Raw genomic sequence first — 26566 nt, 5'->3', positions numbered from 1 at the left:
AAAAGTTTCCACGGCAACAAAAAAATCTTCTGCGTCTTTCTTGCCACCGTAGCGACAAGAAAGACGGTGAATCAGATGAAAATTAAACGCTGTAGTACAGTTCGAACTCAACCGGGTGTGGCGTCATGCGAACGCGGTCGTTCTCTTCAATACGCAGTGCGATGTAAGCATCGATAGCGTCGTCAGTGAACACACCGCCAGCAGTCAGGAACTCACGGTCAGCGTCCAGCGCGTTCAGTGCTTCTTCCAGAGAACCGGCAACCTGTGGGATCTCTTTTGCTTCTTCTGGAGGCAGGTCGTACAGGTTTTTGTCCATCGCTTCGCCTGGGTGGATCTTGTTCTTGATACCATCAAGACCAGCCATCAGCAGCGCTGCGAAGCACAGGTATGGGTTAGCCGCTGGGTCCGGGAAGCGCACTTCGATACGACGCGCTTTTGGAGACGCAACCACTGGAATACGGATAGAAGCAGAACGGTTACGGGCAGAGTAAGCCAGCATTACTGGAGCTTCGTAGCCTGGGACCAGACGCTTGTAGGAGTTGGTGGTTGGGTTCGCCAGGGCGTTGATCGCTTTAGCGTGCTTGATGACACCACCGATGTAGAACAGCGCCTGCTCGGACAGACCCGCATATTTGTCACCAGAGAACAGGTTAGTCCCGTTCTTGGAGAGAGACATGTGGCAGTGCATACCGGAACCGTTATCGCCGAACATAGGTTTTGGCATAAAGGTCGCAGTTTTACCAAAGCGGTGTGCAACGTTGTGAACCACATATTTGTAGATCTGAATCTCATCCGCTTTTTTGGTCATGGTGTTAAAGCGGGTTGCGATTTCGTTCTGACCCGCAGTCGCCACTTCGTGGTGATGCGCTTCAACAACCAGGCCCATCTCTTCCATGATCAGACACATGGTAGAACGGATGTCCTGAGAAGAGTCGACCGGAGGAACCGGGAAGTAACCGCCTTTCACGCCTGGACGGTGACCTTTGTTACCACCTTCGTATTTGGTGGAGGAGTTCCATGCGCCTTCGATATCGTCGATAGCTACGTGAGAACCGGAGATAGACGCACCAAAGCGAATATCGTCAAACAGGAAGAATTCTGGTTCTGGCCCGAACAGCACGGTGTCCGCGATACCGGTAGAACGCAGGTACTCTTCCGCGCGTTTAGCGATGGAGCGTGGGTCGCGGTCGTAGCCCTGCAGCGTGCCTGGCTCGAGGATGTCGCAGCGAATAATCAGGGTAGACTCTTCGTAGAACGGGTCAATGAGCGCAGTGGTTGCGTCTGGCATCAGAACCATGTCGGATTCGTTGATACCTTTCCAGCCGCCGATTGAGGAGCCGTCAAACATTTTGCCTTCTTCAAAGAATTCGGCATTTACCTGGTGAGCAGGAATTGTGACGTGCTGTTCTTTACCTTTGGTATCAGTGAAGCGCAGATCAACAAACTTCACTTCGTGTTCGTTCAGCATCGTCAAAACGTGTTCAGCGGACATACGTAACTCTCCCGGATTGGTCATTGTCGTCGTGGTAACGAGGTCTTCAATTCTGTGTAAGGCTGGCGTGGTCGCCATGTTTTTGCCGTATTTTTATAAAGCGAAATCTGTGCCAACTTTTAAATCACCCCAAAAAGGCGTTATCATGCACGTCATAGTGCAAATGAGCTGCACCACGATAGTCATCTTGCACCAGTATAGTGCTTCAGTGTGAACATTGAGCACCATATTGGTGCAATTTCCGTTAAAGTGCACTTTTTACGCTGCGTGAAAGCGATCACAAAGCAACTCTGCGATACTTGTTTGCGGAGGATGTTTGTGATCCTGTTTAGTCCTGCGATTAATCCGTGTACAATAACGCGCTATTTCTAAATGCCTGAGGCAAAGTTGTGATCGAAAATCTGCGTAATATCGCCATCATCGCGCACGTTGACCATGGTAAAACTACCCTGGTTGACAAGCTGCTGCAGCAATCCGGTACCTTCAGTAATGAACGTGCTGAAGCCACCGAACGCGTGATGGACTCCAACGATTTGGAGAAAGAGCGTGGGATTACCATCCTCGCTAAAAACACCGCTATCAAATGGAATGACTACCGTATCAACATCGTTGATACCCCAGGCCACGCCGACTTCGGTGGTGAAGTTGAACGTGTAATGTCCATGGTAGACTCCGTTCTGCTGGTCGTTGACGCAATGGATGGCCCAATGCCGCAGACGCGCTTTGTAACCAAAAAGGCATTCGCCCATGGTTTGAAGCCAATCGTGGTTATCAACAAAGTTGACCGTCCTGGCGCGCGTCCTGACTGGGTTGTGGATCAGGTGTTTGACCTGTTCGTTAACCTCGACGCAAGCGACGAGCAACTTGATTTCCCAATCATCTATGCATCAGCACTGATGGGTATCGCGGGCAACGACCACACTGATATGGCGGAAGACATGACCCCGCTGTACCAGGCGATTGTTGACCACGTTAAAGCACCAAGCGTTGACCTCGATGGTCCGTTCCAGATGCAGATCTCCCAGTTGGATTACAACAACTACGTTGGCGTAATCGGCATCGGTCGCATCAAGCGCGGTAAAGTGAAGCCTAACCAGCAAGTCACTGTCATCGACAGCGAAGGTAAAACCCGCAACGGTAAAGTCGGCAAAGTTCTGACTCACCTCGGTCTGGAGCGTATTGAATCCACCGAAGCTGAAGCTGGCGACATCATCGCGATCACCGGTCTGGGCGAGCTGAACATCTCCGACACCCTTTGCGATCCGCAAAACGTTGAAGCACTGCCAGCACTGTCTGTTGATGAACCGACTGTAACCATGTTCTTCAACGTCAACACCTCTCCGTTCTGTGGCAAAGAAGGTAAATACGTTACCTCTCGTCAGATCCTTGACCGCCTGAACAAAGAGCTGGTGCACAACGTTGCGCTGCGCGTTGAAGAAACCGAAGATGCGGACGCGTTCCGTGTATCCGGTCGTGGTGAGCTGCACCTGTCCGTTCTTATCGAAAACATGCGTCGTGAAGGCTTCGAACTGGCTGTGTCCCGTCCGAAAGTTATCAACCGTATGATCGATGGCCGTATGCAAGAGCCGTTCGAGAACGTGACGCTGGATATCGAAGAACAGCACCAGGGTTCTGTGATGCAGGCAATGGGCGAGCGTAAGGGCGATGTCAAAGACATGATCCCTGACGGCAAAGGCCGTATTCGTCTGGATTACCTGATCCCGGCACGTGGCCTGATCGGCTTCCGTACCGAGTTCATGACCATGACCTCCGGTACCGGTCTGCTGTACTCCACCTTCAGCCACTACGATGACGTTAAACCGGGTGAAATCGGCCAGCGCCAGAACGGCGTGCTGATCTCTAACGGCCAGGGTAAAGCAGTTGCGTTCGCACTGTTCAGCCTGCAGGACCGCGGTAAGCTGTTCCTGGGTCACGGTGCAGAAGTTTACGAAGGCCAGATCATCGGTATTCACAGTCGTTCTAACGACCTGACTGTAAACTGCCTGACCGGTAAGAAACTGACCAACATGCGTGCTTCCGGTACTGACGAAGCCACCACGCTGGTTCCAGCACAGAAAATGTCTCTTGAGCAGGCTCTGGAATTTATCGATGACGACGAACTGGTAGAAGTTACTCCTACCTCCGTACGTATCCGTAAACGTCACCTGACTGAGAACGACCGTAAACGTGCGGGCCGTGGCAGCAAAGACTAATACGACTCCTCTCTGAGGTACGTCGTGCGAAAAGCCGCTGAATATCAGCGGCTTTTTTATTGGAGTGAATTCCCTAACGCTCTCATGCGCTAAGCTGAATCTGACGCATAGCCAAAGCTTATCTTTCCCGCTACAGTTATTTCTCCACGGCGCGAAGGAGATAAACATGCTTTATATCTTTGACTTAGGAAATGTCATCGTCGATATCGATTTTAATCGAGTGCTGGGTGCATGGAGCGATTTTAGCCGTGTGCCGCTGGCGACCCTGAAACAGAATTTCACCATGGGAGAGGCGTTTCACCAGCATGAGCGGGGGGAAATCAGCGATGAAGCCTTCGCTGAAGCCATGTGTCACGAGATGGATCTGCCCTTGAGCTACGAGCAGTTCGCTCACGGCTGGCAGGCGGTATTTGTGGCACTTCGCCCGGAGATCATCGACACCATGAACAAGCTTCGTGAGCAGGGGCATCGCGTGGTCGTGCTGTCCAATACCAACCGTCTGCACACCACGTTCTGGCCTGGCGAGTATCCGCAAATCCAGCACGCTGCAGATAAAATTTACCTGTCTCAGGAGATGGGCATGCGCAAACCTGAGGCGCGAATTTATCAGGCCGTCTTGCAGGCAGAAGGATTCTCTGCCGCCGATACGGTCTTTTTTGACGATAACGCCGATAATATAGAGGGAGCTAACCAGTTGGGTATCACGTCGATCCTGGTCACAGGGAAAGAGACGATACCGAACTACTTTGCGAAGCAGTTATGTTAAAAACCGTTCATCAAAAAGCCACACACCATACGCGTCCGTTTCGGGCGTGGATCAAACTGCTCTGGCAGAGGATTGATGAGGACAACATGACCACGCTGGCGGGCAATCTCGCTTACGTGTCGTTGCTCTCATTGGTTCCGCTGGTGGCGGTGATTTTCGCGTTGTTCTCTGCGTTTCCGATGTTTGCCGACGTGAGTCTGCAGCTGCGTCACTTTGTGTTTGCTAACTTTATTCCCGCCACCGGGGACGTGATTCAGGGGTATATCGAGCAGTTCGTTGCCAACTCCAGCAAGATGACCGCCGTGGGCGCCTGCGGGCTGATCGTGACCGCACTGCTACTGATGTATGCCATTGATAGCGCACTGAATACCATCTGGCACAGCAAGCGCGTGCGGCCAAAAGTTTACTCGTTTGCCGTCTACTGGATGATTCTGACGCTGGGGCCGCTGCTGGCCGGGGCCAGTCTGGCGATCAGCTCTTATCTTCTGTCATTACGCTGGGCGAGCGATTTAAACAGCGTCATCGACAACGTGTTACGCATCTTCCCGCTGATCCTCTCCTGGCTTTCATTCTGGCTGCTTTACAGCGTGGTGCCGACCACACAGGTGCCTAACCGGGACGCTATTGTTGGGGCGCTGGTGGCGGCAATCCTGTTCGAGCTTGGCAAAAAAGGGTTTGCGCTCTACATCACCATGTTCCCGTCGTATCAGCTGATTTATGGCGTGCTGGCGGTGATCCCGATTTTGTTTGTCTGGGTATACTGGACCTGGTGTATCGTCTTGCTAGGTGCCGAAATAACTGTCACTCTCGGTGAATACCGCAAACTCAAACAAGCCGCAGAACAAGAAGAAGCAGACCAACCATGATTGCATTGATTCAGCGCGTAACCCGTGCCAGCGTCACCGTGGAGGATGAGGTGACGGGTGAAATTGGCCCAGGACTTTTGGTGTTGTTAGGTGTCGAAAAGGATGACGACGAACAAAAAGCGAATCGTCTGTGTGAGCGCGTGCTCGGGTATCGCATTTTCGGCGATGCCGACGGGAAGATGAACCTGAACGTTCAGCAGGCGGGGGGTAGCGTGCTGGTGGTGTCTCAGTTTACCCTGGCCGCCGACACGGAACGCGGCATGCGTCCGGGTTTCTCCAAAGGTGCCGCGCCCGACCGTGCTGAAGCACTTTACGAATACTTTGTTGAACGGTGTCGTCAACAGGAAATGAATACGCAAACCGGACGATTCGCTGCAGATATGCAGGTGTCGCTGGTGAACGATGGCCCCGTCACATTCTGGCTCCAGGTATGAGCCAGCTGGCGGCATGGCCGCGGGTAACAAGAGAGAGTACAGCTATGTATCACCTTCGAGTACCGCAAACAGAAGAAGAATTAGAGGTTTACTACCATTTTCGCTGGGAAATGCTGCGTAAGCCGTTACATCAGCCGAAAGGCTCCGAGCGCGACGCCTGGGATGCGATGGCGCATCATCAGATGGTGGTCGACGAAGAGGGCAACCTGGTTGCCGTCGGGCGTTTGTATATCAATGCCGACAATGAAGCCTCAATCCGTTTTATGGCTGTGCATCCGTCCGTACAGGACAAAGGGCTTGGCACCCTGATGGCGATGACTCTTGAGTCCGTTGCCCGTCAGGAGGGTGTTAAACGCGTCACCTGTAGCGCCCGCGAAGACGCCGTGGAGTTTTTCTCCAAGCTGGGTTTCGTCAATGAAGGCGAAATCACCGCGCCGCAAACCACCCCAATTCGTCATTTTTTGATGATCAAACCCATTGCCACCCTTGATGATATTCTCCACCGCGCCGACTGGTGCGGGCAGCTGCAGCAGGCCTGGTATCAGCATATTCCGCTGAGCGAAAAGATGGGCGTGCGCATCCAGCAATACACCGGGCAAAAATTCATCACCACCATGCCGGAAATCGGCAATCAGAACCCGCACCATACCCTGTTCGCAGGCAGCCTGTTCTCGCTAGCCACTTTGACTGGCTGGGGGCTAATCTGGCTGATGCTGCGCGAAAGACACCTTGGCGGCACCATTATTCTCGCCGATGCGCATATCCGCTACAGCAGCCCTATCAGCGGTAAACCGAGCGCAGTCGCGGACTTAGGCTCCCTCAGCGGTGACCTGGACCGTCTGGCGCGTGGCCGTAAAGCCCGCGTGCAGATGCAGGTCGAGCTGTTTGGCGACGAAGCGCCAGGCGCCATTTTCGAAGGCACCTATCTCGTGCTGCCTGCGAAGCCGTTTGGCCCTTACGAAGAGGGCGGGAACGAGGAGGAGTAACCTCACTCCTGCTATTTTTCCCGGCCTGGTGAGCTGACTCGCCAGGCCACATCCCGCATCACGTCTCGCGCAGACTGGCTGACTCCGCCTAACTGAAAGAAACCATGTATGACACCCGACCAGCGCTGACACGTACAGGTGACGCCCTGTTCCGTCATTCGCTGAAAGAGTGCTTCGCCTTCATCACAAAGCGGATCAAACTCGGCGGTGATGATATGCGTCTGGGGCAGCCCGTTAAGGTCGTCACGCCATAGCGGACTGGCTTCAGGATGAAGACGGTCGGTTCCCGCAAGATATAGCTCATAGCCGCTGAGAAGCGTATCGCGGGTAATGACATAGTCCGCACCGTTGCGGATATAGCTTTCAAAATACGCCGTCGAGTCGAGCATGGGATAGATCAGAATTAACTGTGCCGGCTGCCATTCTTTTGCCGCCTTGAGTCGCAGCGCAGTCACCAGCGCCAGATACCCTCCCGCGCTGTCACCGGCGAGGGTAATTTGATTTTTATCGATGCCAAACCGATCGGCATAGTGCCAGACCAGACGAGCGGCTTTTTCAGCGTCGTCATGGGCGGCGGGGAAGGTGTGTTCCGGTGCCAGACGATACTGCACGGCAACGATCCGACAGCGGCTGTAGTAAGCCAGCTGACGTAACTGGCCATCATGAGTCTCAAAGCCGCCGCTGATAAAGCACCCGCCGTGATAATAGACAACCGTCGGTAAAATCTCAGGGGCATTGAGCGGCGAATAAACCCTAAACTGCATCCCTTCAATTTCGACAGACTCGACGTGAACGCGCGTTTCCGTTTCGCCTGCCAGCACCGTGCTCGCGACATACCCTGCGCGCCGGTCATCAATATTCTGCTCTCGTGCAGAGGGGCGCCCGGCCGCGATAAACCCCTGAACCAGTTCAGCAATTCCTTTTTCCAGTGCCATAATTCTTCCCGGTTATCTGTATGGATATACAGCGTTATAGCCTGGTTTGTTGCAAAAGAAAACGGGGGATTTTGGTGGGGGTTGGAATCTCGAACGCGGCTCGCAAAATGGAGCATGAAGGCAGTTGCAGGCCGGGCAACTTTGCGTCGCCCGGCACTGTTAAAGAAAACTACTCCCCTTCACCCGGGAACAAGAACGGGTTGATTGAGCTGCGGGCGAAGCCCTCTTGCTCCATCCGCGCGTCGAGTACCAGCGTGGCGAGGTCGTCGGCGACGGCTTCCACTTTCGGGTCTTTTTCCTGATAGAGAATTTTCAGGTAGGTCCCGCAGTCACCGCAGCTTTCGGCTTTAACGGCCGCATTCTCGTTTTCCAGCGACCAGTAGTTCAAATCACGGGTCTGCTCGCAGTTGCTGCATTTGATGCGCACTACGTGCCACTCGGTTTCACACAGATTGCAGTGTAGATAACGCAAGCCTTGCGTGGTGCCGATTTGCACCATGCTGGTCACAGGCATCGAGCCACACACCGGGCAGAACTGACGGGCTTCACCGTATTCTGCACGCGCTTTACCTGGAATCAGGCTCGCCATTTGCGCCCAGTAGAGCGACAGGGCAGCCCAGATAAAGGGCGCTTTATCGCTACTGACCAGGGAAAAATCGGAGGCAAACAGCGCGCTCGCCATCTCTTCCAGCTCCAGATCGGAGGCTTTTTCCAGATTCTCGATCACCGCCAGCGCAGGGCCGCTCATCTCAGGCTTCAGCTCGGCAATCAGCGAGTGCAGCAGCTTTTGCCAGTGCTTGTCGCGCGGCAGAATGTGAATATCCAGCGGCGGTTTGCCCTGCTCGTTGGCTTCTTTGATGCGCGCGGTGAGGTCCATTTGCAGCGGGTGGTCGTACAGCACCACTTCCTGCGCGTGGGCGATCAGCGCGGCAAAGCGCAGAAATTCACCGAGCGGATTGTTCTCTGCCAGCTCGCGCAGACGCTCTGCGCGGCGGTTGTAGAGGTTCTTGAGTCTGGGGAATAACAACGGCGGAATGTACTCCGCCGTGCGTTTCTCGCTCGAACCCAGCTCATCTTGCGGGATTATGCGAATACTCATTCAGTTTTCTTTTCCGTTGTCTTGCGGACCTCACGGTACCAGCGCGGGTGATGTTTCTTCGCCCACGTACTGGTAACCCATCCTTCCACCATCGCGGTAATAGTGCCTTTCACCCATAGGGCGGCGTAGATATGCACCATGATAACCACAATTAACGCGACTGCGGCAAATGAATGCAGCATCAGCGCAAATCGGATCACCGGGATTGAGAAAGCGGGCGCAAAATACGGACGCCAGATAATCACGCCGCTCACCAGCAACAGGACCAGGAAGATAATCGCCGCCCAGAATACGCATTTCTGGCCGAAGTTATAACGCCCGGTATCACCCACTTCCTCGTTGACGACGATCTTACGAATATTCTTCGCCCAAAAGATATCATCCCGATTGATTAGGTTATGGTGCCAGTAGCGGAAAAACATGATGATAAACGAGGCAAACATAATCACGCCGACAAACGGGTGCAGAATACGCGCCAGCTGCGGTGTGCCCATGATTTGCATCAGCCAGTTGAAGGATGGGAAGAAAAATCCCAGCCCGCTTATCGCCGCCAGCATGAAGCAGAAGGCGGTGACCCAGTGGTTGATACGTTCCGGCGCTGTGTAGCGCACGATGGTGTCACGTCTTTTCATTTGCGCACCTCGTCTTTCTCTTCATGCAGATTATCGTCTTCCTCTTCAGCGCGGTTCGGGCCGACACCGACATAGTGGAAGATGCTGGCGGCAAAGGTTGCAGCGAAGCCAACGGCGGCCAGCGGTTTCCAGATGCCTTTCCAGAACTTAACGGTCGCGCTGATTTCCGGGTTCTCCGGCAGGCCGTGATACAGATTCGGCTTGTCGGCATGGTGCAGCACATACATGACGTGTGTACCGCCAACGCCCGCCGGATCGTACAGACCGGCGTTGTCGTAACCACGGGTTTTCAGCTCGGCGACGCGCTCACCCGCCAGCGTTTTCATATCCTCTTTGGAGCCAAAGTGAATGGCCCCCGTCGGACAGGTTTTCACGCAGGCCGGCTCCTGGCCGACATTCACGCGGTCGACGCACAGCGTACATTTATAGACGCGGTTGTCTTCCGGGTTCAGTCGCGGCACGTTGAACGGGCAGCCCGCAATGCAGTAGCCGCAGCCGATGCACTGTTCTGACTGGAAGTCGACGATGCCATTGGCATACTGAATGATAGCCCCTTCGGACGGACACGCCTTCAGGCAGCCCGGATCGGCGCAGTGCATGCAGCCATCCTTGCGGATAAGCCACTCCAGTTTGTCGTCCTGTTCCACTTCCGAGAAACGCATCACCGTCCATGACTTGGCGGTCAAATCGGCGGGGTTGTCGTACACCCCGACGTTATGACCCACTTCGTCACGGATATCGTTCCACTCGGAACACGCCACCTGACAGGCTTTGCAGCCGATACAGGTGGTGACGTCAATGAGCTTCGCCACTTCCTGCTGGTGGTCCCGCGCCTGAGGCGCGGGCGTGAAGCCGTTAGTCGCGGAACGACGAATGATGTCTTGCGATTGATAAGCCATAAGTCGTCTCCGTTACACCTTTTCCACGTTTACCAGGAAGGCTTTGAACTCCGGCGTCTGCGTGTTCGCATCACCGACGAACGGAGTCAGGGTGTTGGCAATAAAGCCTTTCTTCGCCACGCCCTCGTAACCCCAGTGAATCGGGATGCCGATGGTATCCACCTGTTGCCCATGAACATTCAGCGTGCGAATACGTTTGGTCACCACCGCCTTGGCTTTGATGTAGCCACGGTTAGAGGAGACTTTCACCGTATCGCCGTGCGCGATGCCGAGCTTGTTCGCCAGCTTCTCACCGATCTCCACGAACTGTTCCGGCTGCGCGATAGCGTTAAGCAGCGCGTGTTTGGTCCAGTAGTGGAAGTGCTCGGTCAGACGGTACGTGGTGCCGACGTACGGGAACTTATCTTTTTTACCCAGCGCTTCAAAATCGCCTTTGAAGATACGGGCGGCCGGGTTTGAGATCACGTTCGGGTGCAGCGGGTTGGTCCCCAGCGGCGTTTCAAACGGCTCGTAGTGTTCCGGGAAGGGACCCTCAGCCATTTTATCGATGGCAAACAGGCGGCCCATGCCTTCTGGCTGCATGATAAACGGCCCGACATCGCTGCCCGGTGCGGCGGCGCTGTAGTCCGGAATATCCACGCCGCCCCATTTCGCGCCGTCCCACTTCAGGAGCTGGCGTTTCGGATCCCACGGTTTACCCTGCGGGTCTGCGGAAGCGCGGTTATACAGAATGCGGCGGTTCAGCGGCCACGCCCACGCCCAGCCCAGCGTATTGCCGAGGCCTGACGGATCGGCGTTGTCGCGGTTCGCCATCTGATTGCCCTTCGGCGTCCAGCTTCCGGCGAAAATCCAGCAGCCGCTGGCGGTTGAGCCGTCGTCGCGCAGATGCGCAAAGGTGCTCAGCTGATCGCCTTTCTTCGCCAGTACGGTGCCGGTGGCCGGATCAACCACATCCGCCAGCGCTTTACCGTTACTCTCCATCGCCACCTCTTCAGGGGCAGGGTTTTCAGGCGTTGAATAGTTCCAGGTCATGTTCAGAACCTGCTCTGGAGTCGCGCCGCCTTCGGCTTCGTACATCTTGCGCATGCGCAGGAAGATACCGGCCAGAATCTCGCCGTCGTTCATGGCGATGCCCGGGGCGTCCGCACCTTTCCAGTGCCACTGCAGCCAGCGACCAGAGTTAACGATAGAACCGTTCTCTTCGGCGAAGCAGGTGGATGGCAGGCGGAACACTTCCGTCTGAATTTTCGCTGGATCGACGTCGTTCGATTCACCGTGGTTCTGCCAGAAGGTCGAGGTTTCGGTATTGAGCGGATCAATCGTTACCAGGAATTTCAGTTTCGACAGCGACTCCACCACCTTGTTCTTGTTCGGGAACGAGGCGACCGGGTTAAAGCCCTGGCACAGATAGCCGTTCACTTTGCCCTGGTGCATCATGTCGAAATACTGCAGAACGTCGTAACCCTTGTCCCACTTCGGCAGCCAGTCAAAGCCCCAGCTGTTTTCTGCTGTCGCTTTATCGCCGTAGAAGGCTTTCATCATCGAGACGAAGAATTTCGGGTAGTTACCCCAGTAGTTCACCTGGCCTTCCAGCAGCGGTTTCGGCGTGTTGGCGGTCAGATAGGTCTGGAGGTCGGTCTGTTTTTCGCTTGGCAGCGTCATGTAGCCCGGCAGGCTCTGCGACAGCAGGCCAAGGTCCGTCAGCCCCTGAATGTTGGAGTGACCGCGCAGGGCATTCACGCCGCCGCCTGCCATCCCCATATTGCCGAGCAGCAGCTGAACCATCGCCATGGTGCGGATGTTCTGCGCCCCGATGGAGTGCTGCGTCCAGCCCAGCGCGTAAAGGAACGACGCGGTTTTATCGTGAGCACTGGTTTCGGCGATGTACTCGCAGACTTTCAGGAAGTCAGCTTTCGGCGTGCCGCAGATGTTTTCGACCACGTCTGGCGTATAGCGGGAAACGTGCGTTTTCAGCAGGTTCCACACGCAGCGCGGGTGGGTAAGGGTGGTATCGCGTTTCGCAAAGCCGTTTTCGTCCAGCTCGTAGTTCCAGCTGGTTTTGTCGTATTTGCGTTTTTCGGCGTCGTAACCGCTGAACAGACCGTCTTCAAAGCTATAGTCCTCACGCACGATCAGGCTGGCGTTGGTGTAAGCCTCGGTATATTCACGGTTATATTTTTCGTTAGTCATCAGGTACAGCAATACGCCTGACAGGAAAGTAATGTCAGTACCTGAGCGAATAGGGGTGTAGAAATCCGCCACTGACGCTGTACGCGTAAAGCGGGGATCGATCACAATCAGTTTCGCGCCATTGTGGATTTTGGCTTCCATCGCCCAGCGGAATCCCACCGGATGCGCTTCTGCCGCGTTCCCACCCATCACAATGATGAGGTTAGCGTTTTTGATGTCGACCCAGTGGTTGGTCATCGCACCGCGACCAAATGTTGGAGCAAGACTTGCTACCGTTGGTCCGTGTCAGACACGCGCCTGGTTGTCGACCGCGAGCATACCGAGTGCGCGCGTAAATTTCTGGGTTAAATACCCGGTTTCATTGCTGGATGCGGAGGCACAAAGCATGCCCGTGGAGAGCCAGCGGTTAACGGTGATGCCATCGGCATTCTGCGCGATAAAGTTCGCATCACGGTCTTCTTTCATCAGTTTGGCGATACGGTCAAATGCCGTTTCCCAGCTGATTTGCTGCCATTTATCGGAGCCAGGAGCGCGATATTCCGGGAATTTGAGGCGGCTTTCGGAGTGGATAAAGTCCACCAGACCCGCCCCTTTCGGGCACAGCGCACCACGGTTGACCGGATGATCCGGGTCACCTTCGATATGGAAGATGGATGCTTTAGCGTTTTTCGCGCCGTCGCCGAGGCTATACATTAACAGCCCACAACCGACAGAGCAGTACGTACAGGTATTACGGGTTTCACGGGTGCGCAGCAGTTTGTACTGCCGCGTTTCCGCCAGCGCTACACCAGGGGCAAAGCCCAGCGCCGCTGCCGTCGTGCCTGCCATACCGCCAGCGCAGATCTTAAAGAACTGCCTTCTGCTGACCTGCATGGGTCACTCCTTGTTTACGACATTGCTCCCTCTTCATATTTCGCGCTGCAGGTGCGTTGGCTGCGTTCTCTTACTCAGCCGCTTACGTGAGCAAGCGTCTGGGGATTCGCTCAATTGCCGCCTTCCAGCAACACGAACTATTTAGGGAGGTTATTGTTTTTGCGCATGATTGCAAAACAACCATAACGCTTAAAATTTGATGTATTCCCTCAATTCCACGAGGGATATGATTTCAGAATACCACAATGTCGGTAAGCCTGTTCCGGTGCGGTTAATACAAAGTGAACGTATTATCACTCTGATGATTATAAAGTGTGACATTGATCACATTGTGACCCTGGCTTGTTAAAGGCGTGTATCAGCGCGTCTGTTGTGCCACTCCCAAATGAGTAGGTAAACTTGTGGGGTATGGCTGCCGAAAAGTTGATCCATACTATGCGCACGGCCTGCGGTTTATGATGCAATAGCAGGCTCACCTTTGTGGTTGCTCAGGAATACCGTTGTGTCAAAACAGAATCGTGATACCCATTCGTTCCCACTGCCTGCGGGCGTGGTGGAACAAGTGGTACACAGACCCCCTCACATTACCCACGGAATCCCCGATTTTCTGGCGGAAGAAGTGCCTGTTGCCCTGGTCTACAACGGTATCTCCCACGTCGTGATGATGGCCTCGCCCAAAGATCTTGAGCTGTTCGCGATCGGTTTTTCGCTTTCGGAAGGCATTATCGAACACCCGCAGGAGATCTTCGGCATGGATGTCGTTCAGGTCTGTAACGGCCTGGAAGTGCAAATCGAACTCTCCAGCCGTCGTTTTATGGGCCTGAAAGAGCGCCGACGCGCGCTGGCCGGGCGCACAGGCTGCGGTGTATGCGGCGTCGAGCAACTGAACGATATCGGTAAGCCGATTGTCCCGCTGCCGTTTACCCAGACCTTCAATCTTAAACATCTCGATCACGCCCTGGAGAATCTCAACGACGTCCAGCCGATAGGGCAACTGAGCGGCTGTACGCACGCGGCCGCATGGGTTCTTCCGTCGGGGAATATTGCAGGCGGTCATGAGGATGTTGGGCGTCACGTCGCGCTGGATAAACTGCTGGGACGTCGTTCCGGAGAAAGCGAAACCTGGCTGCAGGGTGCGGCGCTGGTATCGAGCCGGGCGAGCTATGAGATGGTGCAAAAGGCGGCCATGTGTGGTGTCGAAATACTGTTTGCCGTCTCGGCGGCGACCACCCTGGCGGTGGAGGTGGCACAGCGCTGCAACCTGACGCTGGTGGGGTTCTGCAAACCGGGACGCGTCACCATTTATACGCATCCTCAGCGTTTAATTATTGATCAGTAAATTTGAAAGACTTTAGCAAATCCTTCCGCTTTTAGTTGTTGATGATGAGGCCTATTATTATCACATCAAGGCACAACGCCTTATCTAAACAACTTACTGAAGGATTTACATCATGAAAAACATCAAAACTTTTGTTGCAGTTATCGCTCTTGCCGCTTCTTTCGGTTCTTTCGCTGCTCAGACCGTAACCGCAACCGCCTCGACCATTGACGGCGCAGAAGCGAAAATTGCCGCTCAGGCAGAACAGGCCGGTGCTGCTTCTTACACCATCACCCAGGCTTTCTCAGGTAACCGTGTTCACATGACCGCTGAACTGAACAAATAAGAGCATAGCCACTGTCCCCTGCTCATCCGGGCAGGGACAGGTTTTCCCCTCTCCGCAGTAACGCCATCCCCCTCGTAGCCCATCTTTTCCGCTCAACAGAACGCTAAAAATGACGCGGTCTTGTCGACTCGCGCGCCATGAGAACGAATCTCTTTCATCAATGCAAACCGGCCACACGCAACAACGCCGTCACGACTGCAGCAGAGATAATCACGACGATCAGCGGCACTTTACGCCACGCCAGGAACACGGCAAAGGCCACGCCTAAGACTCGCGCCATGCCGGCAAAGTGTTCACCTTCGTAGAAGGTGGTTGCCAGCGCCACGGAAAAGAGCAGCACCGTTGCCGCATCCGACAGCAGTGCTTGCGAGCGCTCGGACAGCGCCAGGCGGTTGCCAAGCTTTGCACCACCGAGGCGCATCAGATAGGTTCCCGCCGATAAAATCGCAATGCCGAGAATAAAGAAGGTCATGTTTTCCATTATTTTTTCCTCGCCGCCAGACCCAGTAACGACAGCAGCACCGGCAAACCGACCGGCGCGAATGGCACTGCGGCCAGCGAAAGCGCTGCGCCGCTGCAGGCGCGGATCAGCGTGGTGCGGTTTTTAAAGGCCGGGACGACTAACGCCAGCAAAATCGCCGGGAATACGGCGTCGAGACCGATGGTTTCCGGCGCAGGCAGCAGCTTGCCGACCATCGCCCCCAGCAGTGTCCCCAGCGGCCAGATGATCGCCACGCCTAGCCCGCACAGCCAGTAGGCGGCTTTGCGCTGCTCGGGGGTTTTTTGTGACAGACCAAACACCACGCTTTCGTCGTTCATGATGTGGCAGCCGAGGAAGCTCAGGCCGCGCTTACCCACCAGTTCGCGGACCGTAACGCCGAACGGAACGTGGCGCGCATTCACCAGCAAACCCGCCGCCGCCGCCGCAAGCGGATTACCGCCGCTGGCCACGATGCCGATAAACATAAATTCCGACGCGCCCGCGAGCACGGTAATAGAGAGCACAAACGGCACCCACACCGGGAAGCCGTAAGCCATCGCCAGCGAGCCGTAGGACATGCCGACGACGCCCACGGCGAGACACACCAGAACGATCGCTTTGACCGTGTCACCTTTCAGACAGGAGAGAGAGTTCTTCATACATTTTTAGCCATATCGAACGAGTATCCATTATAATGAACGCATCAATGTCGTTTTTCAAGATGAACGATTCGTTCGATTTATAGAACAAGAGGCCGTTTTATGACGCAGCCAATCAGCGTGATCGCGAAAAGCCTGGTGCGGGAGCGCCTGCGAACCGGGCTGTCGCTGGCAGAAATCGCACGCCGCGCCGGGATTGCTAAATCCACCCTTTCGCAGCTGGAATCCGGGAATGGCAATCCCAGTCTGGAAACGCTCTGGTCGCTGTGCGTGGCGCTGGGGATCCCGTTTGCGCGCCTGTTAGAGCCGCAGCAGCCCACCACTCAGGTGATCCGCCGGGGTGAAGGGACCAAAGTGATTGCCGAGCAGGCGAACTATCAGGCGATTTTACTGGCCGCCTGCCCGCCGGGCGCACGCCGCGATGTCTATCTGCTGATGACCCAGCCGGGTGCAGACCGCATTTCGCAGCCGCATCCGCCGGGTTCCGTAGAGCACATTATCGTCACCCAGGGACGGGCGCTGATCGGCCTGACTGACGCTCCGGAAGAGCTGGGCGAGGGTGATTACATTTGCTATCCCGCCGATCAACCGCATATCTTCAAGGCGCTGGAACCGGATACCCACGCGCTTTTAGTGGCGGAACAAAACTAACCTCTCGGACACGGAAAATCATGTCGCTCAAAGCCATTGCCAAAGAACTGGGGCTGTCTGTTACGACGGTCAGCCGCGCCCTCAACGGATATGACGACGTTTCTCGCGAAACCCGTGCGCGGGTGGAAGCCGAAGCGCAGCGCCGTGGCTATCGGCCAAACACCTTTGCCCGCCGCCTGAAAATGGGCAAAATCGACGCCGTCGGGCTGGTGTTTCCCGTGCATCCGGTTCCGCTCAATAACAGCGTTTTTATGGACATGGTCGGCGAAATTAGCCACGAACTGGCGCGACATGAGATTGATTTACTGCTGATCGCCGACGATGATCTCGCCGATAAACACAGTTACATGCGCATGGTGCAAAGCCGCCGTGTGGATGCCCTGATTGTCGCGCATACCCTCGATCAGGACCCACGCCTTGCGCAGCTTCAGGACGCCGGTTTTCCGTTCCTCGCCCTGGGCCGCAGCCAGTTGCCAAAACCTTACGCATGGTTTGATTTTGATAACTATGCCGGGACCTATCGTGCCACACGCTGGCTGATCGACAAGGGCCATCAGCGCATTGCCCTGCTGGGCGAAAGTAATAATCAGGCGTTTATCACCCAGCGCCGTCTCGGGTATCTCGACGCCCTGCGCGAAGCGGGATTATCCAGCGAATGGCTGCGCGCGATGCCGCCGTCACGCCGCGCAGGCTATACCACGACGCTTGAGCTGCTTGCACTGCCAAACCCGCCGACGGCGATTGTGACTGACTGCAACACCCACGGCGACGGCGCGGCAATGGCGCTGGCGCAGCAGGGGCGGCTGACCGGTAGCGACCCGGTTTCGCTGGTGGTGTATGACGGTCTGCCGCAGGACAGCATTGTCGACGCCGACGTAGCAGCGGTGATTCAGTCCACCCGCGAGGGCGTGGGTAAGCAGATCGCCGACATGGTGCGCCAGCTCATCAATGGCGATGATCTCTCCCGTCTTCAGGTGCTCTGGCAGCCTGAATTTTCACCGGGCCAGACGGCCTAAATCACCGCAAAACTCTAAAGTTGATCACAGATCCGAAACGTTTGGGTTGGTATCCGAAACGTTTCGGATCAACACTCAGGACATCCGATGACAGGAGATGTCCGATGCAAGATTCCATTTTACGACTCGAAAGCACGACCGCAGACGTGGTGATCAAAACGCACCCGTTCGCCGAAATTGTCTACTGGGGGCCACACCTTCACCACTTTTCGCCGCAGGATGCGCAAAGTCTGGTTCGCCCGGTGGCTAACGGCAGGCTGGACGTGGATACCCCGGTCACGCTGATGGCCGAGCTGGGCCACGGTCTGTTTGGTGCGCCGGGCATTGAAGGCCACCGCCAGGGGCTGGATGGGTCTCCGGTGTTCAGGACCGTTACCGTCGAACAGCAGCGTAACAGCCTGACGATTACCGCAGAAGATGCGCACGCCGGGCTGCGGCTGACCAGCGAACTCATCCTCGATGGGAGCGGCGTGCTGGTGGTAAGGCACGGTCTGACCAATCTGCGGGCGCAGCCGTGGCAGGTGGATCGGCTGGCCGTGACGCTGCCGGTCTCGGAGCGCGCGAAAGAGGTGATGGCTTTCCATGGTCGCTGGATACGCGAATTCCAGCCGCATCGCCTGACCCTTGAGCACGACAGTTTTGTGATTGAAAACCGGCGCGGGCGCACCTCCCACGAACACTTCCCGGCACTGATGACCGGCACACCTGCATTCAGTGAAATGCAGGGCGATGTGTGGGGCATGCACCTCGGCTGGAGCGGCAACCACCGCCTGCGTGCTGAAGTGAAAACCGATGGCCGCCGCTACGTGCAGGCCGAAGCGCTCTATCTGCCGGGCGAAATGGCGATTGCCGAAGGCGAAACCCTCTGGACGCCGAAATTGTACGCCAGCTACTCCGCGCAGGGGCTGAACGGGATGAGTCAGCAGTTCCACCGCTATCTGCGCGAGAACATCATTCGCTTCCCGCAAAACAAGCCGCGTCCGGTGCACCTCAATACCTGGGAAGGGATCTATTTCAACCACGATCCAGACTACATCATGCGGATGGCCGACGAAGCGGCGGCGCTCGGCGTGGAACGCTTCATCATCGATGACGGCTGGTTTAAGGGGCGCAACGACGACCACGCCGCCCTGGGTGACTGGACTCTCGACGAGAAAAAATACCCCAACGGCCTGATGCCGGTGATCAATCATGTCAAAAATCTCGGCATGGAATTTGGTATTTGGGTGGAGCCGGAAATGATTAACCCGGATTCCGATCTCTACCGCGCGCATCCCGACTGGGTGCTGGCGCTGCCGGGCTACCCGCAGGCGACGGGGCGACACCAGCTGGTGCTGAATCTGAACAATCCTGAAGCTTTTGAGTATTTGCTGGAACGCATGAGCTGGCTGCTGGGCGAACATCCGGTGGACTACGTGAAGTGGGACATGAACCGCGAGCTGGTGCAGCCGGGCCATCTCGGTAAGGCCGCTGCCGACGCGCAAACGCGCCAGTATTATCGCCTGCTTGAGACACTCGGCCAGCGCTTCCCGCACGTGGAATTTGAATCCTGCTCGTCCGGGGGCGGACGCATTGATTACGAAGTCCTGACCCGTTGCCACCGCTTCTGGGCATCCGATAATAACGATGCGCTGGAGCGCAACACCATCCAGCGTGGAATGAGCTACTTCTTCCCGCCGGAGGTGATGGGCGCACATATCGGTCATCATAAATGCCACGCCACGTTCCGCCAGCACAGCATCGAGTTTCGCGGGCTGACCGCGCTGTTTGGGCACATGGGGCTGGAGCTGGACCCGCTCACCGTCGATGAGCACGAGCGTGAAGGCTACCGCCGTTACGCCGCGCTGCATAAGCAATGGCGCGATGTGATTCACCACGGCACCCAGTGGCGCGTGGATATGCCGGACGCCACGACCCAGGTGCAGGGTATAGTGAGCGAAGACCAACGGCAGGGGCTGTTTATTGTCAGCCAACTGGCGATGCCGGATTACACCCTGATGATGCCGCTGCGCATGCCGGGGCTTGCAGCGAACGCGCAGTACCGCATCACCCTGCTCGATCATCCAAATATCCGCCTCACCGGCGAAGGGGGCCACACCATGCGCAAACTCCCGGCATGGATGGAAGCGCCACAAACGGTGAGCGGAGAATGGCTGATGCAGGCGGGACTGGTACTGCCGATTCTGGACCCGGAAACCGCCATTCTGATTGGCGTTGAACGCGTGTAAGGGTGATGGGCCGGGCGACCGGCCCTGAGTTGAGGATAAAAATAATGAACACGACTGCCTGTACCCACAAAGACAACCCCAATTTCTGGATTTTCGGGGCGTTCTTCTTTCTCTACTTCTTCATTATGGCCACCTGCTTTCCGTTCCTGCCGATCTGGCTGTCGGATATCATCGGCCTGAATAAAACCCATACGGGGATTGTTTTCTCCTGCATTTCGCTCTCGGCGATTGCGTTCCAGCCGGTACTGGGGGTGATCTCTGACAAGCTGGGGCTGAAAAAGCACCTGTTATGGATCATCGCCATTTTGCTGTTCTTGTTCGCCCCCTTCTTCCTCTACGTTTTCGCGCCGCTGCTGAAAATGAATATCTGGCTCGGGGCGCTGAGCGGCGGGCTGTATATCGGCTTTGTCTTCTCGGCCGGCTCCGGGGCAATTGAAGCCTATATCGAGCGAGTGAGTCGCAACAGCTTCTTCGAATACGGTAAAGCGCGGATGTTCGGCTGCCTGGGCTGGGGGCTGTGCGCCTCCACGGGCGGCGTGCTGTTCAGCATCGATCCGTCGTTTGTTTTCTGGATGGGCTCAGGCGCGGCGCTGCTGCTGATGCTCCTGCTGGTGGTCGCCAAACCAAAGCCAAACCAGACCGCCGAAGTGATGAACGCGCTGGGCGCCAATCAGCCGCAAATCACCGCCAAAACCGTCTTCACCCTGTTCCGCCAGCGCAAAATGTGGATGTTTATTCTGTATGTGGTTGGCGTGGCCTGCGTGTATGACGTGTTTGATCAGCAGTTTGCCACCTTCTTCAAATCGTTCTTTGCGACGCCGGAACAGGGGACGCGCGCCTTTGGTTTTGCGACCACGGCCGGAGAAATTTGTAACGCGATCATCATGTTCTGTTCGCCGTGGATCATTAACCGCATCGGCGCGAAAAACACCCTGCTGATTGCCGGGCTGATTATGGCCACGCGCATTATCGGCTCGTCCTTCGCCACTACCGTGACGGAAGTCATCGCCCTGAAAATGCTTCACGCGCTGGAAGTGCCCTTCCTGCTGGTGGGGGCGTTTAAATACATCACTGGCGTGTTTGATACCCGCTTGTCTGCGACCATCTATCTGATTGGCTTTAACTTTGCCAAACAGTCGGCGGCCATTTTCCTGTCGGCGTTTGCGGGGAATATGTATGACCGGATCGGCTTCCAGGACACCTATCTGATGCTCGGATGCATTGTGCTGGCGGTGACGGTGATTTCGGCGTTTACGCTGAGCAGCAGGCAGCAAATCGCGGCAGGACGCGGCACGCTGGAGGCAAGCTAAATAGCTAAATAAAGGAAAACGCTGCCGCGAGTGCGGCAGCGTGAACGGTTACTCGAGGAAAAACACCTCTTTCAGCTCCGCGCTCACCGGGCTGTTGTCCGGGTTTGCGGGCATCACATCGCGCATGTGTTTCCACCAGCGCTGGCACACGTCGGTATTCGCCACCGCGTTCCAGCGCTCTTCCGATTCAATCTCAACGCTGGCAAACAGCAGGTTGCGCTCCTTGTCGAGATAAATGGCGTAATGGTGCGCACCGTGGTCTTTCAGCACCGATTCCAGCTCCGGCCAGATCGGGGTGTGGCGGCGCTGATACTCCTCGTGAGCGTCAGGGTTCACCTGCATCACAAAGGCTTTGCGGATCATAGGGCCTCCAGATACAGCTCGCGCACATCGTCGCGGCTGGCAGTGCGTGGGTTACAAGGCGCACACGGATCGGCGAGCGCTTTATCCAGCCAGCCTTCGATATCCGCTTTGGTCACACCAAGCTGGCTGAAGCCAGAAGGAATACCGACGCGCGTACTCAGGGCGCGAATGGCGTTGATCGCCTCCATGCTGGCCGCTTCATCGCTCATCCCACGCGTCTCCACGCCCATCGCCTGCGCCACACGGGCGAAACGCGCCACCGCGTTCGGGCGGTTAAAGTTTTCGATGATCGGCAGCAGGATGGCGTTGCAGACGCCGTGCGGCAGATTGTGCGTCGCCCCCGGCTGATGTGCCAGTGCGTGAACCAGCCCTAATCCGGCGCTGTTAAACGCCATGCCTGCAAGATACTGGCCGAATGCCATCTGTTCGCGAGCTTCGAGGTTGTGTCCGTCGTCGACGGCTTTAGGCAGCCAGAGGCTGATCAGGCGAATCGCTTCGAGGGCATTGGCATCGGTGAGCGGGTGAGCGCCGACGGAAACATAGGCTTCGATGGCGTGCGTCAGGGCGTCCATCCCCGTTGCGGCGGTGACGGAGGCAGGGATATCGAGCATCACGCTGGCATCATCCACGGCGATATCCGGGATAATATTGGGGTCGATAATCACCTCTTTCACCTGACGCTCGCTGTCGATGATCACCGCATTGCTGGTCATCTCCGCCGCGGTGCCTGCTGTAGTGTTAATAGCTACCAGCGGCACACCGGCGTTTTTGACGTTGCCGACGCCGGAATAGGCGGTCGACGGGCCAGGGTTGGCGGTGAGGATTTTAATCGCTTTCGCCGTATCAATCGGGCTGCCGCCGCCGAAGGCGATGACGTAATCGCAACTGGCGCTCTGATAGGCCGCAAACCCTTTCTGTACCAGCACTTCCGTCGGATTCGGGAACACTTCGTCAAAGAGGTGATACGACATCTGATGGGCGTCCAGGGCGGTAAACAGGCTGTCGAGCAGCCCCATTTTCACCAGCTGTCCGTCAGTGACGATAAGCGCTTTGCCCCACTGTTTGCTCGCCACCAGATTAACCATATCGCCGATCGCGCCCGCGCCGTGCAGGCTGATTTTGGGAAGTGCCAACATAAAACTCATGATAATTCTCCTTAATTACTGTGATTTTTATGCCCGGCGGCGCGACGCTTGCGGGGCCTGCGGTCAGGCAGGCCAGATAAGCGAAGCGCCACCCGGCATTAGATCCGTCTTCGCTGCATAATCCGGCGGGTGATAATTGGCAGCGAAATCACCACTATCAGCATCGCGCCGATAATCACCGACATCACAATGCCGGGCACGTTGAGCAGGCTCAGGCCAAAGGTCACCAGGCCCATCAGGAAGGCGGCGATAATCACGCCCACCATGCTGCCGGAGCCGCCGAGAATATTGACGCCGCCGAGCACTGCCATCGTCACCACCGCCAGTTCCCAGCCCATCGCAATCGTCGGGCGCGTACTGCCGAGGCGCGAGGTGAGCAGCACCGAGGCCAGCCCCGCCATCAGCCCGACCAGCGCGAACAGCAGCAGGTTGTGGCGCTTCACGTTGATGCCTGAAAACCACGCCCCGGTCGGGTTATTGCCGATGGCGTACGTCCGGCGGCCAAAATTGGTGCGATGCAGCACGAAGGCAAACACCGCCGCCAGCAGGATAAACAGCGCGAATTCAAACGACAGCGCGCCCCACACATAGCCCTGCCCGAACCATGCGAAGCTCTCGGGCCAGGTGTTTAGCGCCTGATCGCCGAGCAAAATGTAGGTAATGCCGCGATACAAACTCATGGTGCCGATGGTGATCACGATGGACGACAGGTTAAAGCGTGTGACCAGAAAGCCGTTGAACAGCCCACACAGCAACCCGACGCCTAATCCCACGCAGACCAGCAGCGGCGTATCTACACCCGCCGCCGCGCAAAAGCCCATCGCTGTCGAGCTGAGCGCGATGGTCGATGCCACCGACAGGTCGATTTCACGGGCGATGATCAGCATCGCCATCGGCAGCACAATGATCGCTTTTTCGGTGAAGTTGAACGTCGCGTCAGAAAGGTTCCAGATATCGAGAAAATAGGGCGAGGCGAGGGCGTTGACGATAAACACCGCCAGCGTTACCGCCAGCAGGAAGCCCTCCCAGCACAACAGACGCTGGAAAATCCCCGTCGCGGCCGGACGATTTTTGATCTCTTCCGTAGTCATCATTTTGCTCATGAGTTCACCGCCTGTTTCTGACGCGCCAGCGCCGCATCGCGCAAGATCAGCCGTCCTTTGCGTTTGTTGCCGCGTTCATTGAGCAGCACCGCAATCACGATCACCGTCCCGGAAATCGCCATCTGCCAGAACGGAGAGACACCAATCACCGGCAGCGCGTTATTGATCACCCCAAGGAACAGCGCGCCAAACAGACAGCCCAACACCCGGCCCGTGCCGCCCATGGTGCTGATGCCGCCGATCACGCACGCGGCGACCACCTGCAGCTCAAAGCCGTTGGCGACATCGACGTAGGCGACGGCGAAACGTGAGATCCACAGATAGCCGCAGAATCCGGCCAGCGCGCCTGACAGGCAGAAACTGACGAACTGCATTTTGCCTGCGTTGATCCCCGTGTAATACGCCGCCGTGGCGTTGCCGCCTGCGGTGTAAAGGGCGCGACCGGTGCGGCTGTAGCGCAGGAAATAGCTGACCAGCAGCAGGGCCGCAATCGCGCACCAGCTCAAAACGGGCAGACCGAGCAGTGACGCGCGCGGCAGGGCGAGGAAATCCGCGCCCATCTGGTTGGAGTTCACCCAGCCACCGCCGGTGAGCAGGAAGATAATCCCGCGATAGATGCTCATGGTGCCGAGCGTCACCACAATCGCCGGAATACCCAGTTTCCACACCAGCAGGCCGTTGATGACGCCCATCAGCAGACCGAGCGCCGTTGCCAGAATCAGCAGCGCCCAGACGGGCACGGCGGGATAATGGAAGTTGATCAGGGCGACGATCATCCCCGTCAGCGCCAGATTCGCCGCCATCGACAGGTCGATGCCTTTGGTCAGCAGGACCATCATCTGGCCGAGGGCGAGAATGATGAGAATCGAGGTGTCGTTAAACATCTCCACCAGGTTTCCCGGTGCGATAAACGACGACACGCGGCTGCCGATGGCAATGATCATCAGTACAATCACCGCCCCCAGCAGGGCTTCGCGGTGTTTCAGGAGTTGCTTCACCATTACGCGGCCTCCTGTTTTGCACCGCTGGCCGCGCTGACGATGGTTTCCGCCGTCGCCCCGCCCGCCGGGTATTCCGCCACCATCAGCCCTTCGTGCATCACGATGATACGGTCGGCCATGCCCATCACTTCCGGCAGTTCCGACGACACCATAATCACCGCCAGCCCCTGTCCAACCAGCTCGGACATAAACTGATGAACGGCCGCTTTCGAGCCAATATCGATACCTTTTGTCGGCTCATCGAGGATGATCACCTCAGGATGCGTCGCCAGCCATTTGCCGATCACCACTTTTTGCTGATTGCCGCCGGAGAGGGTTTCGACCGGCTGTTTCCAGCTAAACGCCTTCACCTGCAGCCGTCTGGCGTATTCATCGGCCAGCGCCCATTCGCGGTCCTGATTTAACACCCCGCCGGGATTGAGCCTGCTGAGCTGCGGCAGGCTGATGTTCTGCGCAATCGACAGTTCGATAATCGCTCCCTGCTTCTGCCGCTCTTCCGGCACGCAGACAATCCCCGCGCGGATGGCATCAGCCGGCTGGCGGAAATTCTGCGCCTGACCGTTCAGCACGATGTCGCCGGAGGAGGGACGCGTGACGCCGGAGAGGGCCTGCATCAGCTCGGTACGCCCGGCGCCGACCAGCCCGTAAAAGCCAAGGATTTCGCCTTTGCGCAGGGAGAATGAGATGTGCGCGAATTCGGTCGGATGGCAAAGGTCTTTGACCTCCAGCACCGTCGCCCCTTTTTCGCACGCCACTTTCGGGAAGGTCTGGGTGATAGCGCGGCCTACCATCATCGCCACCATCCTCTCTTCGGTGATGTCATTGATCGCCCCTGCGCCGACGAACACGCCGTCGCGCAAAATGGTGTAATGATCCGCCAGCTCAAAAATTTCGTCGAACTTGTGCGAGATAAACAGGATCGCTTTGCCTTCCTGCTTCAGGCGCTCAACGATCTGGTAAAACTCGAGGATTTCGTGCTGCGACAGGGCGGCGGTGGGTTCGTCGAGGATCACCACCTGCGCCTCAAACGACAGGGCGCGGGCAATGGCCACCATATGTCGCTGGGCGATACTCAGCGTTTTAAGCGTCGCGCGCGGGTCGATTTGCACCTCCAGGCGGGTGAGGATCTCCTGCGCCCGGCGGTGCATCTCCGGCCAGTCGAGCTTCCTGAAAAAGCCTTTATGCAGATACTGGCCGACAAAAATATTTTCGGTCACCGACAGCTCATCAAAAAGCACGGTTTCCTGATGAATAGCGGTAATCCCGACTCTGTGTGCCGATTCCGGCGTCGGGAGATGAATGGGGATGGCTTTATAGAGGATTTCGCCCTCTTCGGGCTGATAAATCCCGGTCATCACTTTGACCAGCGTCGATTTTCCCGCGCCGTTTTCACCGATAAGGGCGGTGACTTTGCCGGGCCAAAGCTCAAGCTGTACGTTCTCAAGGGCGCGCACACCAGGGAAAACCTTGGTGATGCCCTTAAGCTCCAGCAGCGGTGTGGATGCGTTCATGAGAGTTCTCCATCAAAGGGGATCTTGTGGGCCGGATAGCGCGACGCTT

24 protein-coding genes are annotated in these 26566 nt (G+C 56.6%); 11 read left to right on the top strand and 13 right to left on the bottom strand.

Features of this window, described 5'->3' with window-relative positions; genetic code table 11:
- Nucleotides 1–82: 82 nt before the first annotated feature.
- The gene (gene glnA, locus ACB496_RS22225) at nucleotides 83–1492 is read right to left on the bottom strand and encodes a glutamate--ammonia ligase (protein WP_095284040.1); all 1410 of its coding nucleotides are present in this window, start codon (nucleotides 1490–1492) and stop codon (nucleotides 83–85) included.
- 389 nt (nucleotides 1493–1881) lie between these two features.
- Between glnA and typA the strand changes: the two genes are divergently transcribed.
- From typA to fabY, 5 genes are all read left to right on the top strand, one after another.
- The gene (gene typA / locus ACB496_RS22220) at nucleotides 1882–3705 is read left to right on the top strand and encodes a ribosome-dependent GTPase TypA (protein ID WP_100778329.1); all 1824 of its coding nucleotides are present in this window, start codon (nucleotides 1882–1884) and stop codon (nucleotides 3703–3705) included.
- A gap of 166 nt (nucleotides 3706–3871) precedes the next feature.
- The gene (yihX, locus tag ACB496_RS22215) at nucleotides 3872–4471 is read left to right on the top strand and encodes a glucose-1-phosphatase (RefSeq protein WP_371973832.1); all 600 of its coding nucleotides are present in this window, start codon (nucleotides 3872–3874) and stop codon (nucleotides 4469–4471) included.
- Nucleotides 4465–5337, top strand: a complete 873-nt coding sequence (locus tag ACB496_RS22210) for a virulence factor BrkB family protein (RefSeq protein WP_100778331.1) — start codon at nucleotides 4465–4467, stop codon at nucleotides 5335–5337. The genes yihX and ACB496_RS22210 overlap by 7 nt, the downstream gene beginning before the upstream one ends.
- Nucleotides 5334–5771 (top strand): D-aminoacyl-tRNA deacylase, encoded by a 438-nt coding sequence (gene dtd, locus ACB496_RS22205; protein WP_107702597.1) that lies wholly within the window; start codon nucleotides 5334–5336, stop codon nucleotides 5769–5771. The genes ACB496_RS22210 and dtd overlap by 4 nt, the downstream gene beginning before the upstream one ends.
- 44 nt (nucleotides 5772–5815) lie before the next feature.
- A complete protein-coding gene (gene fabY, locus ACB496_RS22200; protein ID WP_157809219.1) occupies nucleotides 5816–6757 on the top strand; it encodes a fatty acid biosynthesis protein FabY in 942 nt (313 codons plus the stop codon).
- Nucleotides 6758–6768: 11 nt separating this feature from the next.
- On the opposite strand, the gene ACB496_RS22195 is transcribed toward fabY, so the two are convergent.
- The 5 genes from ACB496_RS22195 to fdnG form a co-directional block, all read right to left on the bottom strand.
- Nucleotides 6769–7692 carry an alpha/beta hydrolase gene (locus ACB496_RS22195; protein ID WP_371973829.1) on the bottom strand — a complete coding sequence of 308 codons (924 nt, stop codon included), beginning with the start codon at nucleotides 7690–7692 and terminating at the stop codon, nucleotides 6769–6771.
- 169 nt (nucleotides 7693–7861) lie between these two features.
- Entirely contained in the window at nucleotides 7862–8791 is a 930-nt protein-coding gene (fdhE, locus tag ACB496_RS22190) for a formate dehydrogenase accessory protein FdhE (RefSeq protein WP_194514135.1), read from the bottom strand.
- The gene (gene fdoI, locus ACB496_RS22185; RefSeq protein ID WP_100778336.1) at nucleotides 8788–9423 is read right to left on the bottom strand and encodes a formate dehydrogenase cytochrome b556 subunit; all 636 of its coding nucleotides are present in this window, start codon (nucleotides 9421–9423) and stop codon (nucleotides 8788–8790) included. Before fdoI ends, fdhE begins: the two co-directional genes overlap by 4 nt.
- Complete coding sequence (fdxH, locus tag ACB496_RS22180) at nucleotides 9420–10322, bottom strand: formate dehydrogenase subunit beta (protein ID WP_100778337.1); 903 nt, start codon at nucleotides 10320–10322, stop codon at nucleotides 9420–9422. Before fdxH ends, fdoI begins: the two co-directional genes overlap by 4 nt.
- A gap of 12 nt (nucleotides 10323–10334) precedes the next feature.
- A complete protein-coding gene (fdnG, locus tag ACB496_RS22175; protein WP_371973826.1) occupies nucleotides 10335–13385 on the bottom strand; it encodes a formate dehydrogenase-N subunit alpha in 3051 nt (1016 codons plus the stop codon).
- A gap of 502 nt (nucleotides 13386–13887) precedes the next feature.
- Between fdnG and fdhD the strand changes: the two genes are divergently transcribed.
- A complete protein-coding gene (fdhD, locus tag ACB496_RS22170) occupies nucleotides 13888–14724 on the top strand; it encodes a formate dehydrogenase accessory sulfurtransferase FdhD (protein ID WP_371973824.1) in 837 nt (278 codons plus the stop codon).
- Between the two features lie 112 nt (nucleotides 14725–14836).
- Nucleotides 14837–15049 (top strand): YdgH/BhsA/McbA-like domain containing protein, encoded by a 213-nt coding sequence (locus ACB496_RS22165; protein ID WP_100778340.1) that lies wholly within the window; start codon nucleotides 14837–14839, stop codon nucleotides 15047–15049.
- Nucleotides 15050–15206: 157 nt separating this feature from the next.
- Here ACB496_RS22165 and ACB496_RS22160 read toward each other — a convergent pair whose 3' ends face one another.
- Nucleotides 15207–15530, bottom strand: a complete 324-nt coding sequence (locus ACB496_RS22160) for an AzlD domain-containing protein (RefSeq protein WP_100778341.1) — start codon at nucleotides 15528–15530, stop codon at nucleotides 15207–15209.
- Nucleotides 15530–16189 carry an AzlC family ABC transporter permease gene (locus ACB496_RS22155; RefSeq protein ID WP_107702601.1) on the bottom strand — a complete coding sequence of 220 codons (660 nt, stop codon included), beginning with the start codon at nucleotides 16187–16189 and terminating at the stop codon, nucleotides 15530–15532. The genes ACB496_RS22160 and ACB496_RS22155 overlap by 1 nt, the downstream gene beginning before the upstream one ends.
- Before the next feature lie 102 nt (nucleotides 16190–16291).
- On the opposite strand from ACB496_RS22155, the gene ACB496_RS22150 reads away from it, so the two are divergent.
- From ACB496_RS22150 to ACB496_RS22135, 4 genes are all read left to right on the top strand, one after another.
- Nucleotides 16292–16840: a helix-turn-helix domain-containing protein gene (locus tag ACB496_RS22150; RefSeq protein WP_100778343.1), complete on the top strand. Its 549-nt coding sequence runs from the start codon at nucleotides 16292–16294 to the stop codon at nucleotides 16838–16840.
- 20 nt (nucleotides 16841–16860) lie between these two features.
- Nucleotides 16861–17856: a LacI family DNA-binding transcriptional regulator gene (locus tag ACB496_RS22145; RefSeq protein WP_102105693.1), complete on the top strand. Its 996-nt coding sequence runs from the start codon at nucleotides 16861–16863 to the stop codon at nucleotides 17854–17856.
- Nucleotides 17857–17960: 104 nt separating this feature from the next.
- Nucleotides 17961–20084, top strand: coding sequence for an alpha-galactosidase (locus ACB496_RS22140; RefSeq protein ID WP_371973820.1), 2124 nt, complete (start codon nucleotides 17961–17963; stop codon nucleotides 20082–20084).
- Nucleotides 20085–20128: 44 nt separating this feature from the next.
- Nucleotides 20129–21394: an MFS transporter gene (locus ACB496_RS22135; protein WP_181827037.1), complete on the top strand. Its 1266-nt coding sequence runs from the start codon at nucleotides 20129–20131 to the stop codon at nucleotides 21392–21394.
- Between the two features lie 48 nt (nucleotides 21395–21442).
- Here ACB496_RS22135 and rhaM read toward each other — a convergent pair whose 3' ends face one another.
- The 5 genes from rhaM to ACB496_RS22110 all read right to left on the bottom strand — a co-directional run bounded on the left by rhaM (nucleotide 21443) and on the right by ACB496_RS22110 (nucleotide 26517).
- Nucleotides 21443–21757 (bottom strand): L-rhamnose mutarotase, encoded by a 315-nt coding sequence (gene rhaM, locus ACB496_RS22130; RefSeq protein ID WP_100778347.1) that lies wholly within the window; start codon nucleotides 21755–21757, stop codon nucleotides 21443–21445.
- On the bottom strand, nucleotides 21754–22902 hold the full coding sequence (fucO, locus tag ACB496_RS22125; protein ID WP_371973818.1) for a lactaldehyde reductase: 1149 nt from the start codon (nucleotides 22900–22902) through the stop codon (nucleotides 21754–21756). The genes rhaM and fucO overlap by 4 nt, the downstream gene beginning before the upstream one ends.
- Nucleotides 22903–23000: 98 nt before the next feature.
- Entirely contained in the window at nucleotides 23001–24005 is a 1005-nt protein-coding gene (locus tag ACB496_RS22120; RefSeq protein WP_107702608.1) for an ABC transporter permease, read from the bottom strand.
- Nucleotides 24002–25006 carry an ABC transporter permease gene (locus tag ACB496_RS22115; protein WP_371973815.1) on the bottom strand — a complete coding sequence of 335 codons (1005 nt, stop codon included), beginning with the start codon at nucleotides 25004–25006 and terminating at the stop codon, nucleotides 24002–24004. Before ACB496_RS22115 ends, ACB496_RS22120 begins: the two co-directional genes overlap by 4 nt.
- On the bottom strand, nucleotides 25006–26517 hold the full coding sequence (locus tag ACB496_RS22110) for a sugar ABC transporter ATP-binding protein (protein ID WP_371973813.1): 1512 nt from the start codon (nucleotides 26515–26517) through the stop codon (nucleotides 25006–25008). The genes ACB496_RS22115 and ACB496_RS22110 overlap by 1 nt, the downstream gene beginning before the upstream one ends.
- Nucleotides 26518–26566: the final 49 nt, after the last annotated feature.

It is taken from the genome of Lelliottia nimipressuralis (assembly GCF_041464075.1).
GTDB lineage: Bacteria > Pseudomonadota > Gammaproteobacteria > Enterobacterales > Enterobacteriaceae > Enterobacter > Enterobacter nimipressuralis.
The sequence above is the reverse complement of the archived record's forward strand: the minus strand, read 5'-3'. Positions and strand labels throughout refer to the sequence as shown.